Raw genomic sequence first — 21,870 nt, forward strand, 5'->3', positions numbered from 1 at the left:
ATTATAATTAGTTTAAATAAGGAGGCGCAATATTGGCAAAAATATTATTTGTTAATCCAGGTTCTGCTGGACATGTAAACCCAACAATTGCAGTTGTTAAAGCATTAGTTGATCGCGGCGAAGAAGTTGTTTATTACGCTAGCGATATATATAAAGATAAATTGAAAGATACTGGTGCTGAAATTAGAACGCTACCTACAGAAGCGATTATGACAGCATTCACTGATCATGAAAATCATCATTTGTTCAATGTTATCAATGGCTTATTAAAAACTGTAGATATCATTGTGCCACAAATTTTAAGAGAAACTGAAAATGAGCATTTTGATTATATGATTCATGATTCTATGTTTAGTTGTGGCTATATATTAGCGCAAAAATTGAATTTACCATCGATTTCATCTGTATCTTCATTTGCTCATACAAAGACATCTTTTGAAACATTTATTAATCATTTAACTTCTACTGTGAGCAAAGAAGAAATTCAACACGCTGATGAAACCTTTAATAATTTAAAAGCCCATGTTGAATCAACATATGATGTAACCATTCCTTCTCGTTTTGAAGTTATGAATAACCCGGGAAATATTAATATCACTTATGTAATGAAAGGTTTCCAAGTTGGTTATGACGCCTTTGATCCTGAATATTACAAGTTTGTTGGTCCTTCCATACTGGAACCTAAAGATTCTGGCTTTATGGACAACATTGATACCACACGACCAGTCGTCTATATTTCTCTTGGAACGGTATTTAATCAAAATATTGAATTTTTCAATCTCTGCTATGAAGCATTTGCAAATATCGACGCTTCATTTGTTGTATCCATTGGTCATGATAATCAACTTGAAGATTTTAATGCGATACCATCTAATTTTACGGTTGCACATGTTGTTCCACAAACAGAATTATTGCAACATACGTCACTATTTTTAACACACGCGGGTATGAATAGTACGAATGAAGCGATGTTGATGGAAGTACCTATGTTAGCTTTTCCTCAAAGTGCAGATCAACCCGTTGTGGCTCGCCAAATCGAAAAACTACTTGTTGGTCGTCAGTTACAACTAGAAAATATAACGTCCCGAGAGTTAAAACAAATTGTCTTAGACATGCTAGATGATATACCGAACTATCAACGTAATATCAGAAAAGTTAAATCTATACAATCTAGTAATAAAACAGGTTATCAGTTAGCAGTCGATCACATTCTAAATTTTCGTGATCAATATGTAACACATTCAAATATATAAATAAAAAACACCTTGTAAAGATGGCCATATTAGGCTACATCAACAAGGTGTTTTTTCATTTCAACATTTTACTTTTTAAATTTATAAATCAGTTTTTATAGGTAAACGGCTTACCATAATGATTTTAATAAGTTTGTTTGATTACGATCTGGTCCTACAGAGAAGATTGAAATTTGAACGTCACATAATTCAGAGATACGTTCTAAATATCTACGTGCATTGTCTGGCAGCTCATCTAATGAGCGACAACCTGTAACATCTTCTGTCCAACCAGGTAATGTTTCAAAGATTGGCTTACAACGTTGTAAGTCTTTTAAATTCGCTGGATATTCAGTAATTTCTTTACCGTCCAATTCATACGCCGTACAAATCTTCACTTCTTTAAGGCCTGTTAAGACATCGATAGAGTTGATTGATAAATCAGTAATACCACTCGCACGACGAGAGTGACGTAATACAACTGAATCGAACCAACCTACACGACGTGGACGTCCAGTAGTTGTACCGTACTCACGGCCAATTTCACGGATGTGGTGTCCATCATCATCAAATAGTTCTGTTGGGAATGGGCCATCACCGACACGTGATGTATAAGCTTTACATACGCCAATGACTTTAGATACGTATGTTGGACCAACACCACCACCGACAGTGACATTACCTGCAACTGGGTTACTTGACGTAACGAATGGGTATGTACCGTGGTCGATATCTAACATAACGCCTTGAGCACCTTCAAATAATACTTTTTCTTCTGCTACAAATGCATCGTCCAATACTTTTGCAGTATCCGTAACGAACTCTGCTAAACGTTGGCCTGCTGCGTAATAAGTTTCAAAGATTTCTTCAAATGAAGGACATGCTTTATCAAACATACCTTTGAAATATGCTGATTTGTATTCAATATTTTCTTTTAATAATTTTTCAAACGTTTCTTTATCTAATAAATCTGCAACACGAATACCAATACGTTGTGCTTTATCTACATAAGCTGGACCGATACCTTTTTTCGTAGTACCGATTTTATTATCTCCACGACGTTCTTCTTCATATTCATCTTGTTTAATATGATAAGGTAAAATAACTTGCGCACGGTTTGAAATACGTAAATTATCTGTTGAAATACCTCTTTCATTTAAAGCGTCTAATTCTTTTAATAGTGCTACTGGATCGACAACGACACCGTTACCAATGACTGCTAATTTTTCTTTATAGAAAATACCAGATGGTACTAAGTGCAATTTATATGTTTCGCCACCAAATTTAATTGTGTGGCCTGCATTGTTACCGCCTGAAAAACGTGCAATAACATCTGCTTGTTCTGCTAAAAAGTCTGTGATTTTACCTTTACCTTCGTCTCCCCATTGTGTCCCAACAACTACGATTGATGACATATGAGCACCTCCAAGTTTTTCTCAATTAACCATTAAGTATTCTACCAATACCACACTAATAATGCAAACAAAAATCGAACATTGGTTTTTTACATTTTCTCGAATTTCATTAAATGTTTAAAAATGCAATTACACATCTTAAACATAGTGTCATCAAGGTTTTCAAAGCGATATCCATTTAATTACAACACATACTTCATTAAAAAAGAAAGAACCAAATGCAAACAAAAACCGTACGATAAATAAACATATTTACAAATCGTACGAAAAAAATAAATTTTATTCTTTTTTTTAACCCATGTCTGCATGTGCATAATCGATATCAGTAAATTTATTATACTGCTTCATAAAGTGTAATTTAACAGTACCTGTTGGACCATTACGTTGCTTCGCTATTATAATTTCAATCTCACCATTATCATCATTTGTTTGTGGTTCAAAGTTCGTATCTCCATCATCATCGTCTTCATCTTCGCCACGATTATAGTAATCATCACGATATAAGAATGCGACGATATCAGCATCTTGCTCGATTGATCCTGATTCACGAATGTCACTCATCATTGGTCGTTTGTCTTGACGTTGCTCTACGCCACGTGACAACTGACTTAGTGCAATGACTGGACATTCCATTTCTCTGGCAATCGCTTTTAATGTACGAGAAATCTCTGATACTTCTTGTTGTCGGTTATCTGAGAATCTTGAACCACTACCTGAGATTAATTGCAGATAATCAATCACTACCATGTCTAAACCGTGTTCTTGTTTTAAACGACGGCATTTTGAGCGAATATCTGTAATTCGAATACCTGGTGTATCATCAATAAATATCTTTGTTCTAGATAATTTACCTACTGCAATTGTAAAGCGATTCCAGTCTTCTTCTGTCATCATACCCGTTCTTAAACGGTTCGAATCTACGTTACCAGAACTACAAATCATACGTGTTGCTAGTTGATCCGCACCCATTTCTAGCGAGAATATACCGACTGAGAAATGGTCTTCATGCGTAGCAACTTTTTGTGCAATATTAAGTGCGAAGGCAGTCTTACCTACTGATGGTCTGGCAGCCAGAATGATTAGATCATTACGGTTAAAGCCCGCGGTCATCTGATCTAGATCTCGATAACCAGTTGGGATACCAGGTGTTTGACCACTATTTTGATCAAGTAATTCTGCATTCTCATACACTTCTCCAAGTACATCTCTAATATCTTTAAATCCATCGCTTTCACGTGTAGATGACAATTCTAATATTCGACGTTCTGCATCGTTCAATATTGTATCTAATTCTAATTCATCATTATAACCATCGTTAGCAATGCTATCGGCAGTTTGTATCAACTTACGTTTTGTCGCATGCTTAAATACGATATCTGTATAATATTGAATATTTCGAGTTGTCGGTACATTACTAGATAATTCTGCTAGATATTGTGGGCCACCCGCTTCATTCAGTCGTCCTTCATACGACAGTTGATCCATAATTGTAACCACGTCAATATCTTTATTATCTTCGTTGAGGTTCATCATGGCTCTAAAGATGTGTTGATGTGCGCCTCTATAAAAGGACTCAGGAAGTAAGACTTCCTGAGTTCTGTTTATCAATTCCGGATCTATGATAATGGCACCTAAGACAGATTGTTCAGCCTCATTACTGTGGGGCATTTGATTTTGTTCATACATTCCATCCATTATGATTACACCTCATATCTCAATCCGTTTTTATTGTTCAACTGTGTGTACACGAATTGTACCTTCTACTTCTTTATCTAATTTAACTGGTACATTTGTGTAACCCAATGCATGTATACCGTTTGGTAAATCCATTTTACGCTTGTCTATTTTAATATCATGTTGTTGTTGTAATGCTTGCGCGATTTGTTTTGTACTAACTGAACCGAATAATTTTCCAGCATCACCTGTTTTAGCAGATACTTCAACTTCAATATGACTTAATGTTTCTTTTAATTTTTTAGCATCTTCAATTTCTTGTTGGCGTTCCGCTTCTGCAGCTTCATTTTTCTTTTCAAGCTGTTTTAAATTACCTGGAGTAGCTTCTACTGCATAATTTTTCTTCAATAAGAAATTGTTTGCATAGCCTACAGGTACATCTTTAACTTCGCCTTTTTTACCTTTACCTTTAACATCTTGTGTGAATATTACTTTCATGAATTTTCACTCCTACTCATTTGTTCTGTTATAGCTTGTTGTAATTGTTCTATTGCTTCATCAACAGTGACATCTTTTAATTGTGTAGCTGCATTAGTTAAATGACCACCGCCACCAAGTGCTTCCATTGTCAATTGAACGTTAACTGCACCGAGTGATCGAGCAGACATACCGACTAGATTATCTTCTCTTCTAGCAACTACATACGAAGCTTCTACACCATCTAAACTTAACAGTTCATCAGCTGCTTGTGCAACTGTTACAGGATGATAGATTTTTTCGTTCGAACCATGTGCAATTGCGACACCGTTCTCTTGAAGTTTCACTGTTTGGATTAATTCAGTACGATTAATGTACGTATCTAAATCATCTTTCAAGAAATGTTGCGTTAATATTGTATCTGCACCATGTGCACGTAAATAACTTGCCGCATCAAATGTTCTTGAACCTGTACGTAATGTGAAATTACGTGTATCTACAATAATACCTGCAAACATAATTGTCGACTCTAAACGTGTTAATCGTTGTTCTGTTGGTTGGTATTCTAGCAATTCAGTCACTAGCTCTGCAGTTGAACTTGCATATGGTTCCATATAAACAAGTAATGGGCTAGAGATAAAGCTTTCACCACGTCTATGATGATCAATCACAACTTTACGATTTGCCTTGTTTAATATGTTTTCGTCGATAACCATTTCAGGTTTATGCGTATCTACAACTACTAAAGTTGTCTTAGACGTCATGACATCCCATGCTTCATCAGATGTGATAAAACGCTCTTTTAGTTCAGGCTTTTCATCGACTGCATTCATCACACGACGCAGCGTCGGATCAATATCTGAATCATTTAACACAATATAAGCATCTAAGTTGTTCATCATAGCAAACCTTGAGACACCAATGGCTGCGCCTATAGCATCTAAGTCTGGACGCGTATGTCCCATAATGATGACTTTGTCGCCTTCCATTAAAATATCTTTTAATGCATGAGAGATAACACGTGCTCTTACACGTGTACGTTTTTCCATGGGGTCAGTCTTACCGCCATAGAAACGCACATTTCCGTTCATATGCTTAATTGCAACTTGGTCACCACCACGGCCTAGTGCTAAATCAAGTCCAGATTGAGATAATTCACCTAAATCGATTAAGTTCTCTGAACCTTCACCTACACCAATACTTAATGTCAATTGCGCACGGTAACCCACACTTTTTTCGCGTAATTGACTCAGTATACTAAAATTAGATGCTTCAACTTCATTTAGAATGCGTTGGTTTAAATAAGCAACAAATTGATCTGAACTATAACGTTTGAAATAAATGTCATATTCTGTTGCCCATCTACTTATGACGCGCGTAACCATAGAGTTAATTTCTGAACGTTGTGTATCATTCATATTTTGCGTAATTTCATCATAGTTATCTAAAAATAGTGTTGCAATAATTGGTTTAGATGCTTCATATAACTCTTGTGTATGTATTTCTTCAGTAATGTCGAAGAAATACAATACATGTTCTTTTTCTGAATATCTTACACGATAGTGATATTCATTTTCTTGAATTTCCACTTCTTGTGTTTTTTCTAACTGTTTTAATATATTAGGATATACTTCATTGACTGGATCAGAAATGACATTTCGATCTAGACGATCCGACATAAATTGGTTCATCCACTCTATGTTTTCATTTTCATCTAAGATAATCATCCCAATAGGTAACCTTTTAATAGCAGTATTACTGCTTGCTGAGATTTTTCCACTCAGATTATCTACATAGTTATCCAATTTTTGTAAAGCTTGTCTTACCATCAGTACTGTCCCTACGATTATGATGAGTAATACAACAGTAGCTATACCTGCAATCAATTGGTTAAAAATAAACCAAACGACGACAAGCGCTATCACTGTAAGCACCATAATAATAAATGGTAAAATCAACGCTTTTTTAGTGGATTGACGGTTCATTTTTCCACCTCAAATCATTTTTTAATGATACGTTTTAAATTGATACATAAATCTACAAATCCCAGGAGACTCACAATATGTGTTAATGGCATTAAAATTGTCCCTATCACCATTAATAACACAGTAAGTGCTGGCGGCATTGATTTCGCTTTTCCGAAAAAGTGAATCACACTTAACCCCTGAATGTACATACATAATGATAACACAATTTCAAAGTTTAAGACGATGGTTTGAAACGCACTTGGTTGCGTTGAAAACATAACACAAATTAATACAATAACATACATCCATAAGACAGAACGCTTCATTTGCCAAGCATATAATGGTTTAAATATGGGTGTAGCGATTTTGAATTTACGCAAGATTGGAAAAGTGATAATTAAATTGATTAATATAAGTAGAAATACACCAACAATCATATAACTTGGTAGTTGCACTGCTGATTGGCGGAAAGTCTCTTCAAACATTTGTTTATAATCCGCGTTGACTGAAGCGCTAGAAATTATGTTATACATCTGTTCTTTAATCGGTTTGATTAATGATGTAGCACTTGGTATTTTTTTAAATGCTTGTAACACCATAAATGCAATTAATGCAATGATACTAATAAACGTTGTTGTTATATAAAGTATACGTTCTTTTGATGTACGTTCTTTTAATAATTGACCCACTACAACACTCACTACGAACAAGAGGATCATGATACTTAACACGAATATATTACCTAATAACGTAGTTAGCACAACTGTAATGACTGCCGTTAAGCCAAAAGATTCTACAGATTTATGCCATAAAATAATACCTGGAATTGTTGCAAATAAACTCAACACGAGTCCAAGTAGCGGTAATATATGTAAAGCTAAAGCTACTATAATTAACGTGATTACACTAAGTATAGTGGCTTTAGTATGTATTTTAGAAAACAAATTCGCCACTCCTATACAATTTTTGTCTATGTTTATTATTTTAACCTCTTTAAAACTTTTATACAATTATTGACAATTCTTTTTGTCAGAAGTTCAATATCAGCGACAAAATCTGAAAATGAGCGCCTTTTTAAATTACATCTCCTCGTTAATACCAACTTCAAATTTCATATTTTACTCACCATAAAAATAAGACGTCATAGGAACACAGTTATTTCCACTTTCATTTAAGTATAAAATAACTATCCCAGACGTCTTATAATACAAAACGAACTAAAATGTAGCATATCGTCATTTTCTTTTGAACTTGGAAACTTTTAAAAAGTGATACAAATTGGGCGCCCAATCGTTAAAGTTCAGTAAGAAACCATCATGTCCTACATTATCTGGCACAAAGCAATGCTTATGATATTTAAATCGCGCACCTGTAGCATATACTAAATCGTCTGGATATAATAAATCATCCGTAAAGCCCATAGTCATAACTTTAGTATCTAGACGTCCAAACACTTCATCTACATCAGTACGATCTCTATCTATATCGTGGCTATCTAAGACGTCTAGCAGGGTTAAATAACTCAATGGATCAAAGTGCTTTTTGAACTTATTTCCCTGATGCTTCTGGTAGTTTACAACTTGGTCTGGTGTAAATCGTCTATCGTAACTTTTAGAAGAACGATACGTTAAGAAACCAAGTTGTCTTGCGATACTCATACCTTCACCATGATCTAATCGAATCGCCTGTCTCGCAATTTCATTAAATGCACGACTATATGAGGATGTCTTATCTGTTGCAGCTAAAATGACTGCTTTATCTACTTCAAATTTATGATTATACAATAATTCCAGCGCTTGCATACCTCCTAAAGACCCACCGATTAAAATACTAATTCGATCAAACCCTAATGTTTGAATACCTAATTCGATTGCATTGACAATATCACGCAATGTTAAATGCTTAGGAAAATCAGCATCTGTAAATGGCGAACTGGAACCATACGGACTACCGATCACGTTAAATGTTAAAAATTGATAATCATGTATAGGCATGTATCCCCCATCTATAATCTCTCTCCACCAACCAGGATTGTCATCCGTACCATAGGTCAAATGATTACCAGTCAGTGCATGGCATACAAGCACAAGTGGCTGTCCTTCATATCCAACATGTTCATAACGTAATTTTAAATTTAAAATCGTTTCACCTGATTCAGTTGTAAATGGTCCCAATTCTAATGTATCAACCGTATAATTTGTCATCATTTACCTCCTACTTAGTAAAAAAACTTCTCACCTATTTATAATAAGTAAGAAGTTACAATACTTATTATTCGAGCGAATCGTTGGTATTAGCACCGTGCTTATTAAAGTCGGTTGCTGAAGCTTCATTGGGCCAAATCCCTCTGCTTCTCGAAATAAGATTTAATTTTAATTGTAAAAAGCTATGCATAAATCAAATATCCATTTTAACAAGTATTTTATTTAACAAGTATTTTATTAAAATTATCAAAATTTTCTAATTATTGCTATTCTAACGGATAATGTGAGCCACTTCAATAATATATTTAAAATATCCATCTTAAAATTGCCATTATTAAAATACCACTGACAATCGTAATCGTTAAACTCCTTGTAATAATGGCAATGATTATTGTTGGAAGCATCGTTACTAAAAACGGCAAATTAACACTATAAACCATTGAGCCTTCATGTTGTTCTAGTACGCCGTCTACAATCAATGCAGTAAATAATGTAATGGGAATGAAAGAAAGCCACTTTACGACTCTCTCAGATAGTTTGATTTTTGTAATTAATATAAACGGTATAATACGTGTCAACCACGTTACCACACCGCATAAAACAATAATTAATAACATATGTAATGTCGTTGTCATTTATCGATCACCACCCCTAATCCCGCAATAATTGTCGACGCTATGATGATTGCTACGTATGAAGGCATAAAGAAACTTAAAATAAGCATTAACAAAATTACACAAACAATTAATACTAAATATGTTTTAACTTGTGACTGCTTAATAGCATCGAATTGTGAAACAGCTAGGAATATAAACATTGCAGTAATAGCAAAATCTAACCCAAATGCATCGGGATTCGTTATGTATTTACCAAAAATAGCACCAACAACACTTGCAAATGTCCAAAATAAATATGCAGTGATATTTAATCCATGTAGCCAACGATCATTGATTTTTTCACCTTTTAGATGTGGTGTAATAGCGACACCAAATGTTTCATCTGTAATCAGAGAAGACATGGCTATACGATTCCAAAACCCATATCCTTTATAACTTGGTGCTAAGGTCATACTTAATAAAAACATCCTAGAATTCACAATAAATGTCGTTAAGACAATTGCAGAAATTGGAGTTCCAGCAATGACTAATGCACAAATAATGAATTGTGCTGCGCCTGCATAAATAAGTAAACATAATAAAATAATTTCAATCAAATTGAAACCTGAAGCCACTGCAACAATACCAAAGGAAAGACCAACACCAGCATAACCTAACAAAGTCGGTACACATTCTTTTACACCTTGCTTAAAAGTTAGATGTGTTGTCATCATGCCACCTCCCAAACATTTTATAAAAATAATAGAACTAGTTTAATACAAAGCAAAAGACATATTCAATATCTTTAGACTGAGGTATGTATGACCTAAGGCTTACCGATGTCTAAAAATCTTATTAAATTAACATTTTAGATTTCGGAATATTGTGTTATTATTTTAGACTCACCCCTTATCATTTGAATAAAATAAGTCATTTTACAAATTTAAAAAACTGAAAACTGGGATATTTAACACCTCCCCTACCCTTTCTTTTCTTTAAAAATATTAAGCCATTTAATAGATCAAAAGCCTTATAATTCATTATTCATATAAAATGAGAGGTTGAGACATTCATTTATCTCAACCTCTACTTGCACTTCAGTATTAACTTGTAACCACTATTTCGAAAGTTTAATATTTAAACTATCTCAAATATCGCTGATGAATTCATTTAAACGAATTCTATTTTTCTTTAACTGGGTGTATCACTGTTTTACCACCCATATATGGTACTAATGCATCTGGAATAGTGACTGAACCATCTTCATTTTGATAGTTTTCTACGATTGCAGCAAATGTACGACCTACTGCTAAACCACTTCCATTCAATGTGTGCACTAATTCTGGTTTTGCTGTTTTCTCACGTTTAAAACGAATATTAGAACGACGTGCTTGGAAATCAGTAATATTTGAACAAGAGCTAATTTCTTTGTACTCATTATAGCTTGGTAACCATACTTCTAAGTCATACGTTTTGCTTGAGCCAAAGCCTATGTCACCTGTACATAAAATAACTCTACGATACGGTAAGCCTAACTCTTCTAAAATTGCTTCTGCATGTTCTGTCATTTCCTCTAACGCTTGCCAAGAATCTTCTGGTTTTTCAAAACGTACGATCTCTACTTTATCGAATTGATGTAATCGGATTAATCCTCTTGTATCTCTACCAGCTGAGCCCGCTTCACTACGATAACACGCTGATTGCGCAGTAAATTTAGCAGGTAAGACATCCGGACCAATAATTTCATTGCGATAATAATTTGTTAATGGTACTTCTGCTGTTGGAATTGTATATAATCCTTCTTTTTCAATTTTGAATAAATCTTCTTCAAATTTTGGTAATTGGCCAGTACCATACATTGAATCAGCATTTACTAATTGTGGTACCATCATTTCTGTGTAACCATGTTGCGTCGTATGTTTTGTAACCATATAATTCATTAATGCTCTTTCCAACTGTGCACCTTCGCCAGTTAAGAACACGAATCTTGCTCCTGCGACTTTTGCGCCTCGTTCAAAATTAGCCATTTGCAATGACTCTACTAGATCCCAATGTGCTTTTTCATCAAAATCAAATTCCCTTGGTGTGCCCCAACGCTTTAATTCGACATTATCTTCATCAGAATCGCCTTCAGGTACATCATCATGAATTGTATTTGGAATGCGAGATAATAAGTCTTCTAATTCTTTATCCACATCATTTAAATCATTGTCTAACAATTTGATGTCATCACCTAATTTTCTCATTTCTGCGATTACATCATCTGCATTTTCTTTATTGCGTTTTTTTTCAGCAATTTCACCGCTTACTTTGTTACGTTCAGCTTTCATTTCCTCAGCTTTACGAATTAATTCACGGCGTTTGTCATCAAGTGATAATACATCATCTACTACTTTTGTATCCATACCACGTTTTGCAACTTTGTCTTTTAAAAACTCTGGGTCATTACGAAATAGTTTAATGTCTAACATGTCACTTTCCATCCTTTCAATTTCTATTTTTTAAGAATAGAACACAAAAAAGACCACATCCCTGTACAAGGGACGTGGTCTTTACGCGTTGCCACCCTATTTAACAGTCAAAAGAGACTGCACTTTCACCAAAATAACGGTTAAACCCGATTGTTCTCATATAGTAGGTAGATTCACATTGACCCTGATTACTTGTTCTCACTAACCACAAGCTCTCTGAAACCAGAAGTGCAACACTACTTATCCTACGAACAATAGCTTTATTTACTTGATTTTAATATAGCAAATAACCTATTACTTTTCAAGGCCAAGAATATGCAATCGCTGAATGTTCATTAAAAATTCACTCAACTTAATTAGTATAAGCTTGATCTAATAAATACTGTGAAACAGCTTCTATATCTTTATGAAATTGGCGATCTTCAGTGATAGATGGTACAACTTTTCGTAAAGCTTGATATTTTTCATAAGTTTTAGGTGATAATTTTTCGACATCTTTATATTCTACTGCTTGAAGTGCGATAATTGCTTCTATTGCTAACACACGACGTGCATTTTCAATCATTTGGTAGCCATGGCGTGAAGCAATTGTCCCCATAGAAACATGGTCTTCTTGATTAGCTGATGATGGAATAGAATCCACACTAGCAGGGTGTGCGAGTGTTTTATTTTCCGAAACAAGACTTGCAGCTGCATATTGCATAATCATCGCGCCACTCTGTAAACCCGGTTGAGGACTTAAAAATGCTGGCAAACCATTGTTTAATTGTGGATTTACTAATCTCTCTAAACGTCTTTCCGAAACATTAGCTAATTCACTTACCCCTAACTTTAAGAAATCTAATGCAAATGCAATCGGTTGGCCATGGAAATTCCCTCCAGAAATAACCAATGTTTCATCATCTTCATCAAATATTAATGGATTGTCGTTCGCCGCATTCATTTCAAATTCAAGCTTTTCTTTTACATAATTAAACACCTGGAAGCTTGCGCCATGTATTTGTGGAATACAGCGTAATGTATATGCATCTTGAACGCGAATTTCTCCTTGTGTCGTTGTTAATTTAGAACCTTCGAGCCAGTCTAACATGCGTGAAGCAACATCTATCTGTTCTGGAAAATTTCGAGCGCGATGCACTTTTTCATGATATGCATCCGTAATGCCATTTAAAGCTTGATGTGTTAATGCAGCAATCCACTCTGCTTGGTAACCAATATCTTCCGCTTCTATATAATTAATTACACCTTGTGCAGTCATAGCTTGCGTACCATTAATTAAAGCTAGACCTTCTTTAGCCTGTAAGCTCAAAGGTTCACGATTTAATAAATTTAAGACATACCGACTGTCTTCTTCTTCACCTTTATAATAGACATTACCTTCTCCAATCAACGCCAAAGCTAAATGTGAAAGTGGTGCTAAGTCACCCGATGCACCAAGAGACCCTTGTTGTGGAATGACTGGAATAATTCTGTTGTTAATAAAATATATGATTTGATCTACTAAATCGATTGTCACACCAGAATGACCTTTTAACAATGTGTTTAGACGTAAAACCATCATCACTAACGCGACATCTTGTGAAAAAGGTTTCCCGATACCACATGCATGTGAACGAATTAAATTGACTTGTAATTGATTGTATTCTCCCTCATCAATACGTACATCACTGAATAAACCAAATCCAGTCGTTATACCATAAATTGTTTCTTTATCATCTATAATCTTTTCTACTGTTACACGGCTCTGTTTTACACGTTCATAAGTATCCTCTGTTACTTTTACATTATCACTTTGATATAAAAAATCTTTAATTGCATTTATTGTTAAATTTTCACCATTAAGCTGTAATGTCATTTCCCCATCTCCTTACTTCTGATGATTTTCAATTAATTAGAGTATACGCTTCCATATTTTTAAGAACAATAGGTTCATCCATATCCGTAACATGGTATTAAATTAGTATTTTACTAAGATAAAGATGGCAAATTTATTATTTCTAAAAATAAACAAATTCTTAATGCTTTTACCTATTGACTAAAATGCAAACCAGGTATAATATTTTCTATTGTATTTAAAAAATAAATTAAAAATAGCAACAGAGAAAAGCTTTCATAATGCTTATAAACACACAATTTTTCTCAGAAAGCACAAAATTACAAATCAACAAAATAATGATCAAATATACAAATTAAAAGTTGAAATAACTAATAGAATTAAAGGGGGTTTCAATGTTGGAAACAATTTCATCAGTAAGCATTCCAAAACGTAAAGATGAAACGCATAAAGGTGATTATGGCAAAATTCTTTTAATTGGAGGAAATGCGAATCTAGGTGGGGCAATCATGCTTGCTGCACGCGCTTGTGTCTATAGTGGTAGTGGCTTAATTACAGTAGCTACACATCCAACAAATCATGCAGCACTACACTCACGTTGCCCTGAAGCAATGGTGATTGATATCAACGATACTAAAATGCTCACTAAAATGATTGAAAATACAGATTGTATCTTAATTGGTCCTGGATTAGGATGTGATTTCAAAGGAAATAATGCTATCACGTTCTTATTACAAAACATTCAACCACATCAAACGCTTATAGTGGATGGAGATGCTATTACTATATTTAGTAAATTAAAACCAGATATTCCAACTTGCAATGTTATTTTCACACCACATCAAAAAGAGTGGGAACGTTTAAGTGGTATCGCAATAGAAGAACAAACATATGAACGTAATCGCGAAGCTGCTGATAGAATTGGAGCAACAATTGTATTAAAAATGCATGGCACTGAAATCTATTTCAAAGATGAGGATTACAAACTGCCAATCGGCACGCCTGCGATGGCAACAGGTGGCATGGGTGATACACTTGCTGGTATGATTACAAGTTTTGTAGGTCAATTCGACGACACGAAAGAAGCGGTTACGAGTGCCACTTATACACATAGTTATATCGGTGAAGAACTATCAAACAAAATGTATGTAGTCCCACCTTCCCATTTAATTAGTGAAATTCCATATGCTATGAAAGCATTGGAAAGTTAAATCAACATCGGTGATAAAAATTTTTAAAACCAAAATAAAATGTATCTGAGACATAAAATGCTTAGACAAATGAAAAGGCAATTTCTATTGAAATCATATAGAAATTGCCTTTTTCAATTGGGGTGATATGATGTTGCACTACGTGATGTTTAAATGCATCGAATACATTTTCAGGGATTGTTTCAACGATTTCATTCACATATCGTGACATATCATTTGTGGATACTGATCTTAAGTTTCTATTAGTAGTATATGTTGAGTCAAGTTATAATCTTTATATATATGCCACTCGTTAATTTAATAGTGCTGATTAAATTATACGTAAAGGCTTTTTGGAATAACAAAATATAAATTGTACCGATTTTGTAATGTGCTGACACCCGAGGGAATCTTATGAGTGAGAGACTATAGGCTCGCACCATACCCTAGGCAAGCATGTACAGTCAATCGTCAGACTTTAAATATAAAGAGGGTCAATCCATATTAAGGATTGACCCTCTTATATTTTGAGAATGGGGATTTATGTCCCAAACTCACTTGTGTATTTAAATGTTTCAATTTTGAATACAGCTATTGGTTTACTGCTAAAAATTGAGATTATTCGTCGTCTTCGTTTTCAGTTTCTTCATTATCACTATTATCAATATCTTCATTGATACGGTCCATAAAGTCTTTTCTCACTTCTTGACGACCATCTTCATCTGAATCTTCTTCAACTTCGGTATGCACAATGCCTTCTGATAGTTCATCTGATACTACAGATTCTGATTGTTGATTGTCACTTGTAGCGCCTTCAATTTGTTCATTATCTGCTTCTTGTAGTTCAATTTCTTCAGCTTCTTTTTCTTCTTCATCTACTTTAGCAACAGTAGAAACAAATTGATCATCGTTTAATTTCATCAATCTCACACCTTGAGCTGCACGTCCATTTTGTGAAATATCTTCAACGCCTATGCGGATAATTACACCGGCATTTGTAACAATCATCAAGTCTTCTTTACCTTCAACGGATGTGATACATACCACTTGACCGTTACGTTCTGTAATCGTAGCAGTCTTAATACCTTTACCACCACGGTTAGATAAACGATATTCGCTAACTGGCGTACGCTTACCATAACCATTTTCAGTCACAACTAGAATTTCATCATCTGTTTCTGCTTTAGTAACATCTAATCCGACGACTTTGTCGCCTTCTCTTAATGTAATACCTTTAACACCGGCAGCTGTACGACCTAAAGGACGTAATGCAGACTCATTAAAGCGGATTAAAGAACCGTGAGCTGTACCGATTAATATATCATCTTCACCATCTGTTAAACGCACAGCTATCAATTCGTCATCTTCTTTGAAACCAATCGCAATCTTACCATTTTTGTTAATATGTGAGAAGTTACGTAATGATGAACGTTTAACGATACCATTTAACGTTGCAAATACTAAGTAATCTTCTTCGCTTTCTAAATCTTTGACGGCGATCATTGTACTAATTGTTTCATCATTATCTAGTTCAATCGCATTGACTACTGGTATACCTTTAGACTGACGGGAGAGTTCCGGCACTTCATATCCTTTAAGTTTATATACTCTACCTTTATTCGTGAAGAATAAGACATGATCATGCGTACTCAACGTAACAAGTTGACTTACAAAATCTTCTTCTAAGGTCTGCATACCTTGTACACCACGACCACCACGATGTTGCGCTCTATATGTTGAAACGGGTAGGCGTTTAATATAGTTATTGTGACTTAATGTAATGACGATTTGTTCTTCTGGTATTAGGTCTTCGTCTTCAATGTGGTCGAGACCGCCCATTTGAATTTCTGTTTTACGTTCGTCTCCATAGCGTTCACGAACATCAATTAACTCATCACGAACAAGTTGTAATAGTTTTTCTTCGTCTGCAAGAATCGCTTTTAATTCTTCTATATATGCAATTAATTCATTATATTCAGATTCAATTTTATCTCTTTCTAAACCTGTTAAACGTCTTAATCGCATATCAAGGATGGCTTGCGCTTGTCGTTCAGTAAGTTTAAATTGTTCTTGCAAGCTTGCCATTGCAACTTTATCTGTTTCAGATTCACGAATCACACGAATAATTTCATCAATGTGGTCTAATGCGATTCTTAATCCTTCTAAAATATGTGCACGGTCTTGTGCCTTTTTCAAGTTGTATTCCGTTCTTCTTCTTACGACTATCTTTTGATGTTCAAGATATTCAACTAATGCTTCTTTGAGGTTAATCAATCTCGGTCTACCATCAACTAAAGCAATCATATTAACACCAAATGATGTTTGTAATGGTGTTTGTTTATATAAGTTATTTAATACAACACTAGCGTTGGCATCTTTACGTATATCAATCACAACACGTACACCAGTACGTAAACTTGTTTCGTCACGTAAATCTGTAATGCCGTCAATTTTTTTATCACGTGCCAATTCGGCAATTTTTTCAATCATGCGTGCTTTATTTACTTGGTACGGAACCTCAGTAACAACAATACGTTGACGACCGCCGCCACGTTCTTCAATTTCAGCTCTTGCTCTCATTTGAACTGAACCGCGTCCAGTTTCAAATGCACGGCGTATGCCACTTCTACCAAGAATAATCCCTGCTGTAGGGAAGTCTGGCCCTTGGACATCTTCCATTAATTCTGAAATCGTAATGTCTGGATTATGACTTAAACTTAATACACCATTAATCACTTCAGTCAAGTTATGTGGCGGTATATTAGTAGCCATACCTACTGCGATACCTGATGCACCATTTACGAGTAAATTTGGAAATCTTGATGGTAAGACTGCCGGCTCTCTTTCATTGCCGTCATAGTTATCAACAAAATCAATCGTATCTTTGTTAATATCTCTCAACATTTCGAGTGTGATTTTAGACATACGCGCTTCTGTATAACGCATCGCCGCTGCTCCATCACCATCCATAGAACCAAAGTTACCTTGGCCATCAATTAAAGGATATCGATAGCTGAAGTCCTGCGCCATTCTAACCATAGCTTCGTAAATCGAGGAGTCACCGTGAGGGTGATATTTACCCATAACGTCCCCAACAATACGCGCAGATTTCTTATATGATTTATCAGGTGTCATGCCTTGTTCGTGTAAGCCGTATAATATACGTCGATGTACTGGTTTTAAACCATCTCTAACATCTGGTAGCGCACGTGAAACGATAACGCTCATCGCATAATCTAGGAACGATTCACGCATCTCATTCGTTATATTTCGTTCATTTATTCTTGATTCAGGTAATTCAGCCATCAAGATATCCTCCTTCAAAAATTCAGTTCATTGTCTTAGAAATCTAAGTTTGCATAGACTGCATTATCTTCAATAAACTGTCTACGGTTCTCAACAACATCGCCCATTAACATTTCAAAAACTTGGTCAGCTTCAATCGCATCCTCCAATGATACTTGTAACATAGCTCTGTTTTCAGGATTCATAGTAGTTTCCCATAATTGGTCAGCATTCATTTCACCAAGACCTTTGTAACGTGCAATAGACCATTTTGGACTTGGATCTAATTGAGCTTTAAGTTTTTCTAGTTCACGTTCGTTAAACACATAGTATTTCTGTTTACCTTGTGTCAACTTGAATAATGGTGGCTGTGCAATATAAACATAGCCCGCTTCAATTAACGGTCTCATAAAACGATAGAAGAATGTTAATAATAATGTTCTAATATGTGCACCATCAACATCGGCATCTGTCATAAGGATAATCTTGTGATAGCGTGCCTTACTTAAATCAAATTCTCCACCAATACCAGTACCAAAAGCAGTAATCATAGAACGTATTTCATTATTATTTAAAATTCTATCTAAACGTGCTTTTTCAACGTTCAATATCTTACCACGTAAAGGTAAGATGGCTTGCGTTTCTGAGTCACGTCCAGATTTTGTAGACCCCCCGGCAGAGTCACCTTCGACGATGAAAATTTCACTACGAGAAGGGTCTTTACTAGAACAATCAGCCAGTTTTCCTGGTAAACTAGAAACTTCTAATGCGGATTTACGACGTGTCACTTCACGCGCTTTTTTAGCTGCAAGACGTGCTTGTGAAGCCATAATTCCTTTTTCTACGATTGTTCGACCTACTTGTGGATTTTCATATAAAAAGCGTTCGAATAACTCAGAGAATATACGATCAACAACTTGACGTACTTCGGAATTACCTAATTTCGTTTTAGTTTGTCCTTCGAATTGTGGATCACCATGTTTGATTGAAACAATAGCTGTTAAACCTTCACGTGTATCTTCACCTGAAAGTCTTTCTTTATCTTCCTTCATAATTTTACTGTTAAGACCATAGCTATTTAACACACGTGAGAGCGCTCGTTTAAAGCCTTCTTCATGAGTCCCACCTTCATAAGTGTGTATATTATTTGCGTATGTTAAAAGATTCGTAGCATAACCTTTATTGTATTGAAGCGCTATTTCAACTTCAATATCATCTTTGGATTGATGCACATAAATCGGTTCTTCATGAATAGGTTCTTTATTTTCATTTAACATTTCAACGTAAGATTTTATACCACCTTCATAGTGATACGTATCTTCACGAACCTCTTCTTCTCTTTCATCTCTTAAAGTAATTGAAATACCTTTATTTAAAAATGCTAGTTCTCTGATACGTTGTTGTAATACTTCATAATTGTATGTTGTTGTTTCAGTGAATATCTCAGGATCAGCTTTGAAACGAATCGCAGTACCAGTAGAACCAGTACTCTCATCGGTTTTACCAATGATTTTCAAATCAAACTGAGGGATACCTTTTTTGTATGCTTGGTGATATATATTTTCATCTTTATATACATATACTTCCAAATCTTCCGATAAAGCATTTACAACAGAAGATCCCACACCATGGAGACCACCAGAGACTTTATAACCGCCTCCACCGAATTTACCACCGGCATGTAGTACAGTTAGAATAACCTCAACGGCAGGACGTCCCATTTTCTCTTGTATACCAACAGGGATACCACGGCCGTTATCTGTTACTTTTATCCAATTATCTTCTTCAATAATAACCTCGATTTGGTCAGCATAACCAGCAAGTGCTTCGTCAATACTGTTATCAACAATTTCCCAAACTAAGTGATGCAGCCCTCTTTCTGAAGTTGAGCCTATATACATACCTGGTCTTTTACGAACCGCTTCTAGACCTTCTAATACCTGAATCTGACCAGCACCATAATCTTCCGTGTTGTTCACATCTGACAATGCTTCCACCTTCACTTTCCGTTACTTTATAATTTCGCCATTATTAATGCGATAAAGTTTAGCGTTTTTCATAATTTCATGATCAATGCCATCAACCGATGTTGTCGTCACAAATGTTTGTACTTTATGTTGAATTGTGCTCAATAAATGAGACTGACGTGAATCATCTAATTCACTTAACACATCATCTAGCAATAAAATGGGGTACTCGCCTACTTCAATATTCATCAGTTCAATTTCTGCAAGTTTGATTGATAACGCCGTCGTTCTTTGCTGTCCTTGCGAACCGTAAGTTTGAGCATCCATGCCATTTACGTTGAAACCTAAATCATCTCTGTGAGGGCCAAACAAACAGACACCTCTATCTTTTTCACGCTCTTTGTTATCATCTAGTAAAGTTAAGACTTCCTCTAAGCGTTCCGTCTCACTTTTTTCTTCAGCATCTAATTTGATACTAGGAAGGTACTTTAATGACAGTGTTTCATTCTCATCCGTAATACCAGAATGAATAGGTTTGGCTAATGATTCTAGTTCTTTAATAAAATGTTCACGTCTTAATGTAACTTTGAGTGCATATGCTGCAAATTGTTGGTTTAAGACGTCAAGCATAGTGCTATCAGTCTTTTGACCATATTGCAATTGCTTCAAATAATTATTCTTTTGTTTTAAAATTCTTTGATATTGAGACAAATCGTTTAAGTAAACAGCTGAAATTTGTCCAAGTTCCATATCTATAAATCTACGTCTTATTTGAGGTGCCCCTTTGACAATGTTTAAATCTTCAGGTGCAAACAAGACAACGTTTAAGTGGCCTATATACTGTGTTAGCCTACTTTGTTCTAAGTGATTGATTTTAACCTGTTTACCCTTTTTAGTTATAAACATCGTTAAAGGCATTTCTCCATATCTATAACTGAGTTCACCCTCTATTTTAGCATAGTCTCGATCAAAACGTATGAGTTCTTTATCATTTGATGTTCTGTGACTTTTGGCTAATGCTAATGTATAAATAGATTCTAATAAATTAGTCTTCCCTTGCGCATTTTCACCAATCAATATATTGACTTCAGGGTGACAATTTAGGGTAATTGACTCATAGTTACGATAATTGTCTAGCTGGAGTGTCTTTAGTTTCATTCTTCACCTTGATGTATAATCAAAAATGAACCGACTTCTGGTATAACGATGTTATCTTGATGGTTTAATTTTTTACCACGACGTATTTCGCGCTCACCATTGATCATTACTTCAAAATCTTGCAGGAACCATTTCGCTTGACCACCAGATTCAATAATACCTTCTGTCTTTAGAAATTGCCCTAAAGTAATGTCTCCATCAACAATTACTTCTTCAACCAAATCAATCACTCCATTCCTTTTAAACTCATCTATATATTATACCTTTTTTCGAGAAAAATTTCATGCAAAATGCAGATGGAAAGCGTTTTCTTATGTATGATTTTTACTATTTTTGAAAATTATTTATAAAGGTACTTTTAACAATGTAATACTCATATATTATAACAAACTTTTATTCG

At 35.0% G+C, this 21,870-nt stretch carries 16 protein-coding genes, 1 pseudogene, 1 riboswitch and 1 other annotated feature; of the genes and pseudogenes, 2 read left to right on the forward strand and 15 right to left on the reverse strand.

Annotation, left to right across the window (positions count from 1 at the left end; all coding sequences use genetic code 11):
• Window positions 1-32 precede the first annotated feature (32 nt).
• The gene (locus CD150_RS03270) at window positions 33-1,253 is read left to right on the forward strand and encodes a macrolide family glycosyltransferase (protein WP_103161340.1); all 1,221 of its coding nucleotides are present in this window, start codon (window positions 33-35) and stop codon (window positions 1,251-1,253) included.
• Between the two features lie 110 nt (window positions 1,254-1,363).
• Here CD150_RS03270 and CD150_RS03275 read toward each other — a convergent pair whose 3' ends face one another.
• The 10 genes from CD150_RS03275 to hutH form a co-directional block, all read right to left on the reverse strand.
• Entirely contained in the window at window positions 1,364-2,647 is a 1,284-nt protein-coding gene (locus CD150_RS03275) for an adenylosuccinate synthase (protein WP_019468527.1), read from the reverse strand.
• Window positions 2,648-2,938: 291 nt separating this feature from the next.
• Window positions 2,939-4,342: a replicative DNA helicase gene (dnaB, locus tag CD150_RS03280; protein ID WP_019468526.1), complete on the reverse strand. Its 1,404-nt coding sequence runs from the start codon at window positions 4,340-4,342 to the stop codon at window positions 2,939-2,941.
• Window positions 4,343-4,372: 30 nt separating this feature from the next.
• A complete protein-coding gene (rplI, locus tag CD150_RS03285; RefSeq protein ID WP_019468525.1) occupies window positions 4,373-4,819 on the reverse strand; it encodes a 50S ribosomal protein L9 in 447 nt (148 codons plus the stop codon).
• On the reverse strand, window positions 4,816-6,783 hold the full coding sequence (locus tag CD150_RS03290; protein WP_019468524.1) for a DHH family phosphoesterase: 1,968 nt from the start codon (window positions 6,781-6,783) through the stop codon (window positions 4,816-4,818). Before CD150_RS03290 ends, rplI begins: the two co-directional genes overlap by 4 nt.
• A gap of 14 nt (window positions 6,784-6,797) precedes the next feature.
• Window positions 6,798-7,724: a DUF2232 domain-containing protein gene (locus CD150_RS03295; RefSeq protein ID WP_171027037.1), complete on the reverse strand. Its 927-nt coding sequence runs from the start codon at window positions 7,722-7,724 to the stop codon at window positions 6,798-6,800.
• A 276-nt stretch (window positions 7,725-8,000) separates the two neighbouring features.
• Window positions 8,001-8,969 carry a homoserine O-acetyltransferase MetX gene (metX, locus tag CD150_RS03300; protein WP_103161341.1) on the reverse strand — a complete coding sequence of 323 codons (969 nt, stop codon included), beginning with the start codon at window positions 8,967-8,969 and terminating at the stop codon, window positions 8,001-8,003.
• A gap of 61 nt (window positions 8,970-9,030) precedes the next feature.
• Window positions 9,031-9,131: riboswitch (SAM riboswitch) on the reverse strand.
• Window positions 9,132-9,274: 143 nt separating this feature from the next.
• Complete coding sequence (locus CD150_RS03305; protein WP_073345789.1) at window positions 9,275-9,604, reverse strand: AzlD domain-containing protein; 330 nt, start codon at window positions 9,602-9,604, stop codon at window positions 9,275-9,277.
• Window positions 9,601-10,296: an AzlC family ABC transporter permease gene (locus tag CD150_RS03310; RefSeq protein ID WP_103161342.1), complete on the reverse strand. Its 696-nt coding sequence runs from the start codon at window positions 10,294-10,296 to the stop codon at window positions 9,601-9,603. Before CD150_RS03310 ends, CD150_RS03305 begins: the two co-directional genes overlap by 4 nt.
• Window positions 10,297-10,746: 450 nt before the next feature.
• Complete coding sequence (gene serS / locus CD150_RS03315) at window positions 10,747-12,036, reverse strand: serine--tRNA ligase (protein WP_073345794.1); 1,290 nt, start codon at window positions 12,034-12,036, stop codon at window positions 10,747-10,749.
• 65 nt (window positions 12,037-12,101) lie between these two features.
• Window positions 12,102-12,292: a binding site (T-box leader), on the reverse strand.
• A gap of 96 nt (window positions 12,293-12,388) precedes the next feature.
• The gene (gene hutH, locus CD150_RS03320; protein WP_103161343.1) at window positions 12,389-13,891 is read right to left on the reverse strand and encodes a histidine ammonia-lyase; all 1,503 of its coding nucleotides are present in this window, start codon (window positions 13,889-13,891) and stop codon (window positions 12,389-12,391) included.
• 374 nt (window positions 13,892-14,265) lie between these two features.
• Between hutH and CD150_RS03325 the strand changes: the two genes are divergently transcribed.
• The gene (locus tag CD150_RS03325) at window positions 14,266-15,081 is read left to right on the forward strand and encodes an NAD(P)H-hydrate dehydratase (RefSeq protein ID WP_371090911.1); all 816 of its coding nucleotides are present in this window, start codon (window positions 14,266-14,268) and stop codon (window positions 15,079-15,081) included.
• 119 nt (window positions 15,082-15,200) lie between these two features.
• On the opposite strand, the pseudogene CD150_RS13680 reads toward CD150_RS03325, so the two are convergent.
• The 5 genes and pseudogenes from CD150_RS13680 to yaaA form a co-directional block, all read right to left on the reverse strand.
• A pseudogene (locus CD150_RS13680) lies at window positions 15,201-15,363 on the reverse strand (IS5/IS1182 family transposase); the annotation flags it as partial.
• A gap of 315 nt (window positions 15,364-15,678) precedes the next feature.
• Window positions 15,679-18,366 carry a DNA gyrase subunit A gene (gene gyrA, locus CD150_RS03330; RefSeq protein WP_103161344.1) on the reverse strand — a complete coding sequence of 896 codons (2,688 nt, stop codon included), beginning with the start codon at window positions 18,364-18,366 and terminating at the stop codon, window positions 15,679-15,681.
• Between the two features lie 35 nt (window positions 18,367-18,401).
• A complete protein-coding gene (gene gyrB / locus CD150_RS03335) occupies window positions 18,402-20,342 on the reverse strand; it encodes a DNA topoisomerase (ATP-hydrolyzing) subunit B (protein WP_174894797.1) in 1,941 nt (646 codons plus the stop codon).
• A gap of 12 nt (window positions 20,343-20,354) precedes the next feature.
• Window positions 20,355-21,470: a DNA replication/repair protein RecF gene (gene recF, locus CD150_RS03340; RefSeq protein WP_046207175.1), complete on the reverse strand. Its 1,116-nt coding sequence runs from the start codon at window positions 21,468-21,470 to the stop codon at window positions 20,355-20,357.
• Entirely contained in the window at window positions 21,467-21,700 is a 234-nt protein-coding gene (gene yaaA / locus CD150_RS03345) for a S4 domain-containing protein YaaA (protein WP_174894798.1), read from the reverse strand. The genes recF and yaaA overlap by 4 nt, the downstream gene beginning before the upstream one ends.
• Window positions 21,701-21,870: the final 170 nt, after the last annotated feature.

The sequence above is a fragment of the Staphylococcus ureilyticus genome (assembly GCF_002902235.1).
In the GTDB taxonomy this organism is placed as follows: Bacteria; Bacillota; Bacilli; order Staphylococcales; family Staphylococcaceae; genus Staphylococcus; species Staphylococcus ureilyticus.

What these genes read in the sequence shown, in the direction of transcription:
- CD150_RS03275 (WP_019468527.1), bottom strand. Translation starts at nt 2,647, where the DNA reads ATGTCATCAATCGTAGTTGTTGGGACACAATGGGGAGACGAAGGTAAA.
- dnaB (WP_019468526.1), bottom strand. Translation starts at nt 4,342, where the DNA reads ATGGATGGAATGTATGAACAAAATCAAATGCCCCACAGTAATGAGGCT.
- rplI (WP_019468525.1), bottom strand. Translation starts at nt 4,819, where the DNA reads ATGAAAGTAATATTCACACAAGATGTTAAAGGTAAAGGTAAAAAAGGC.
- CD150_RS03290 (WP_019468524.1), bottom strand. Translation starts at nt 6,783, where the DNA reads ATGAACCGTCAATCCACTAAAAAAGCGTTGATTTTACCATTTATTATT.
- metX (WP_103161341.1), bottom strand. Translation starts at nt 8,969, where the DNA reads ATGACAAATTATACGGTTGATACATTAGAATTGGGACCATTTACAACT.
- CD150_RS03305 (WP_073345789.1), bottom strand. Translation starts at nt 9,604, where the DNA reads ATGACAACGACATTACATATGTTATTAATTATTGTTTTATGCGGTGTG.
- CD150_RS03310 (WP_103161342.1), bottom strand. Translation starts at nt 10,296, where the DNA reads ATGACAACACATCTAACTTTTAAGCAAGGTGTAAAAGAATGTGTACCG.
- serS (WP_073345794.1), bottom strand. Translation starts at nt 12,036, where the DNA reads ATGTTAGACATTAAACTATTTCGTAATGACCCAGAGTTTTTAAAAGAC.
- hutH (WP_103161343.1), bottom strand. Translation starts at nt 13,891, where the DNA reads ATGACATTACAGCTTAATGGTGAAAATTTAACAATAAATGCAATTAAA.
- CD150_RS03325 (WP_371090911.1), top strand. Translation starts at nt 14,266, where the DNA reads ATGTTGGAAACAATTTCATCAGTAAGCATTCCAAAACGTAAAGATGAA.
- gyrA (WP_103161344.1), bottom strand. Translation starts at nt 18,366, where the DNA reads ATGGCTGAATTACCTGAATCAAGAATAAATGAACGAAATATAACGAAT.
- recF (WP_046207175.1), bottom strand. Translation starts at nt 21,470, where the DNA reads ATGAAACTAAAGACACTCCAGCTAGACAATTATCGTAACTATGAGTCA.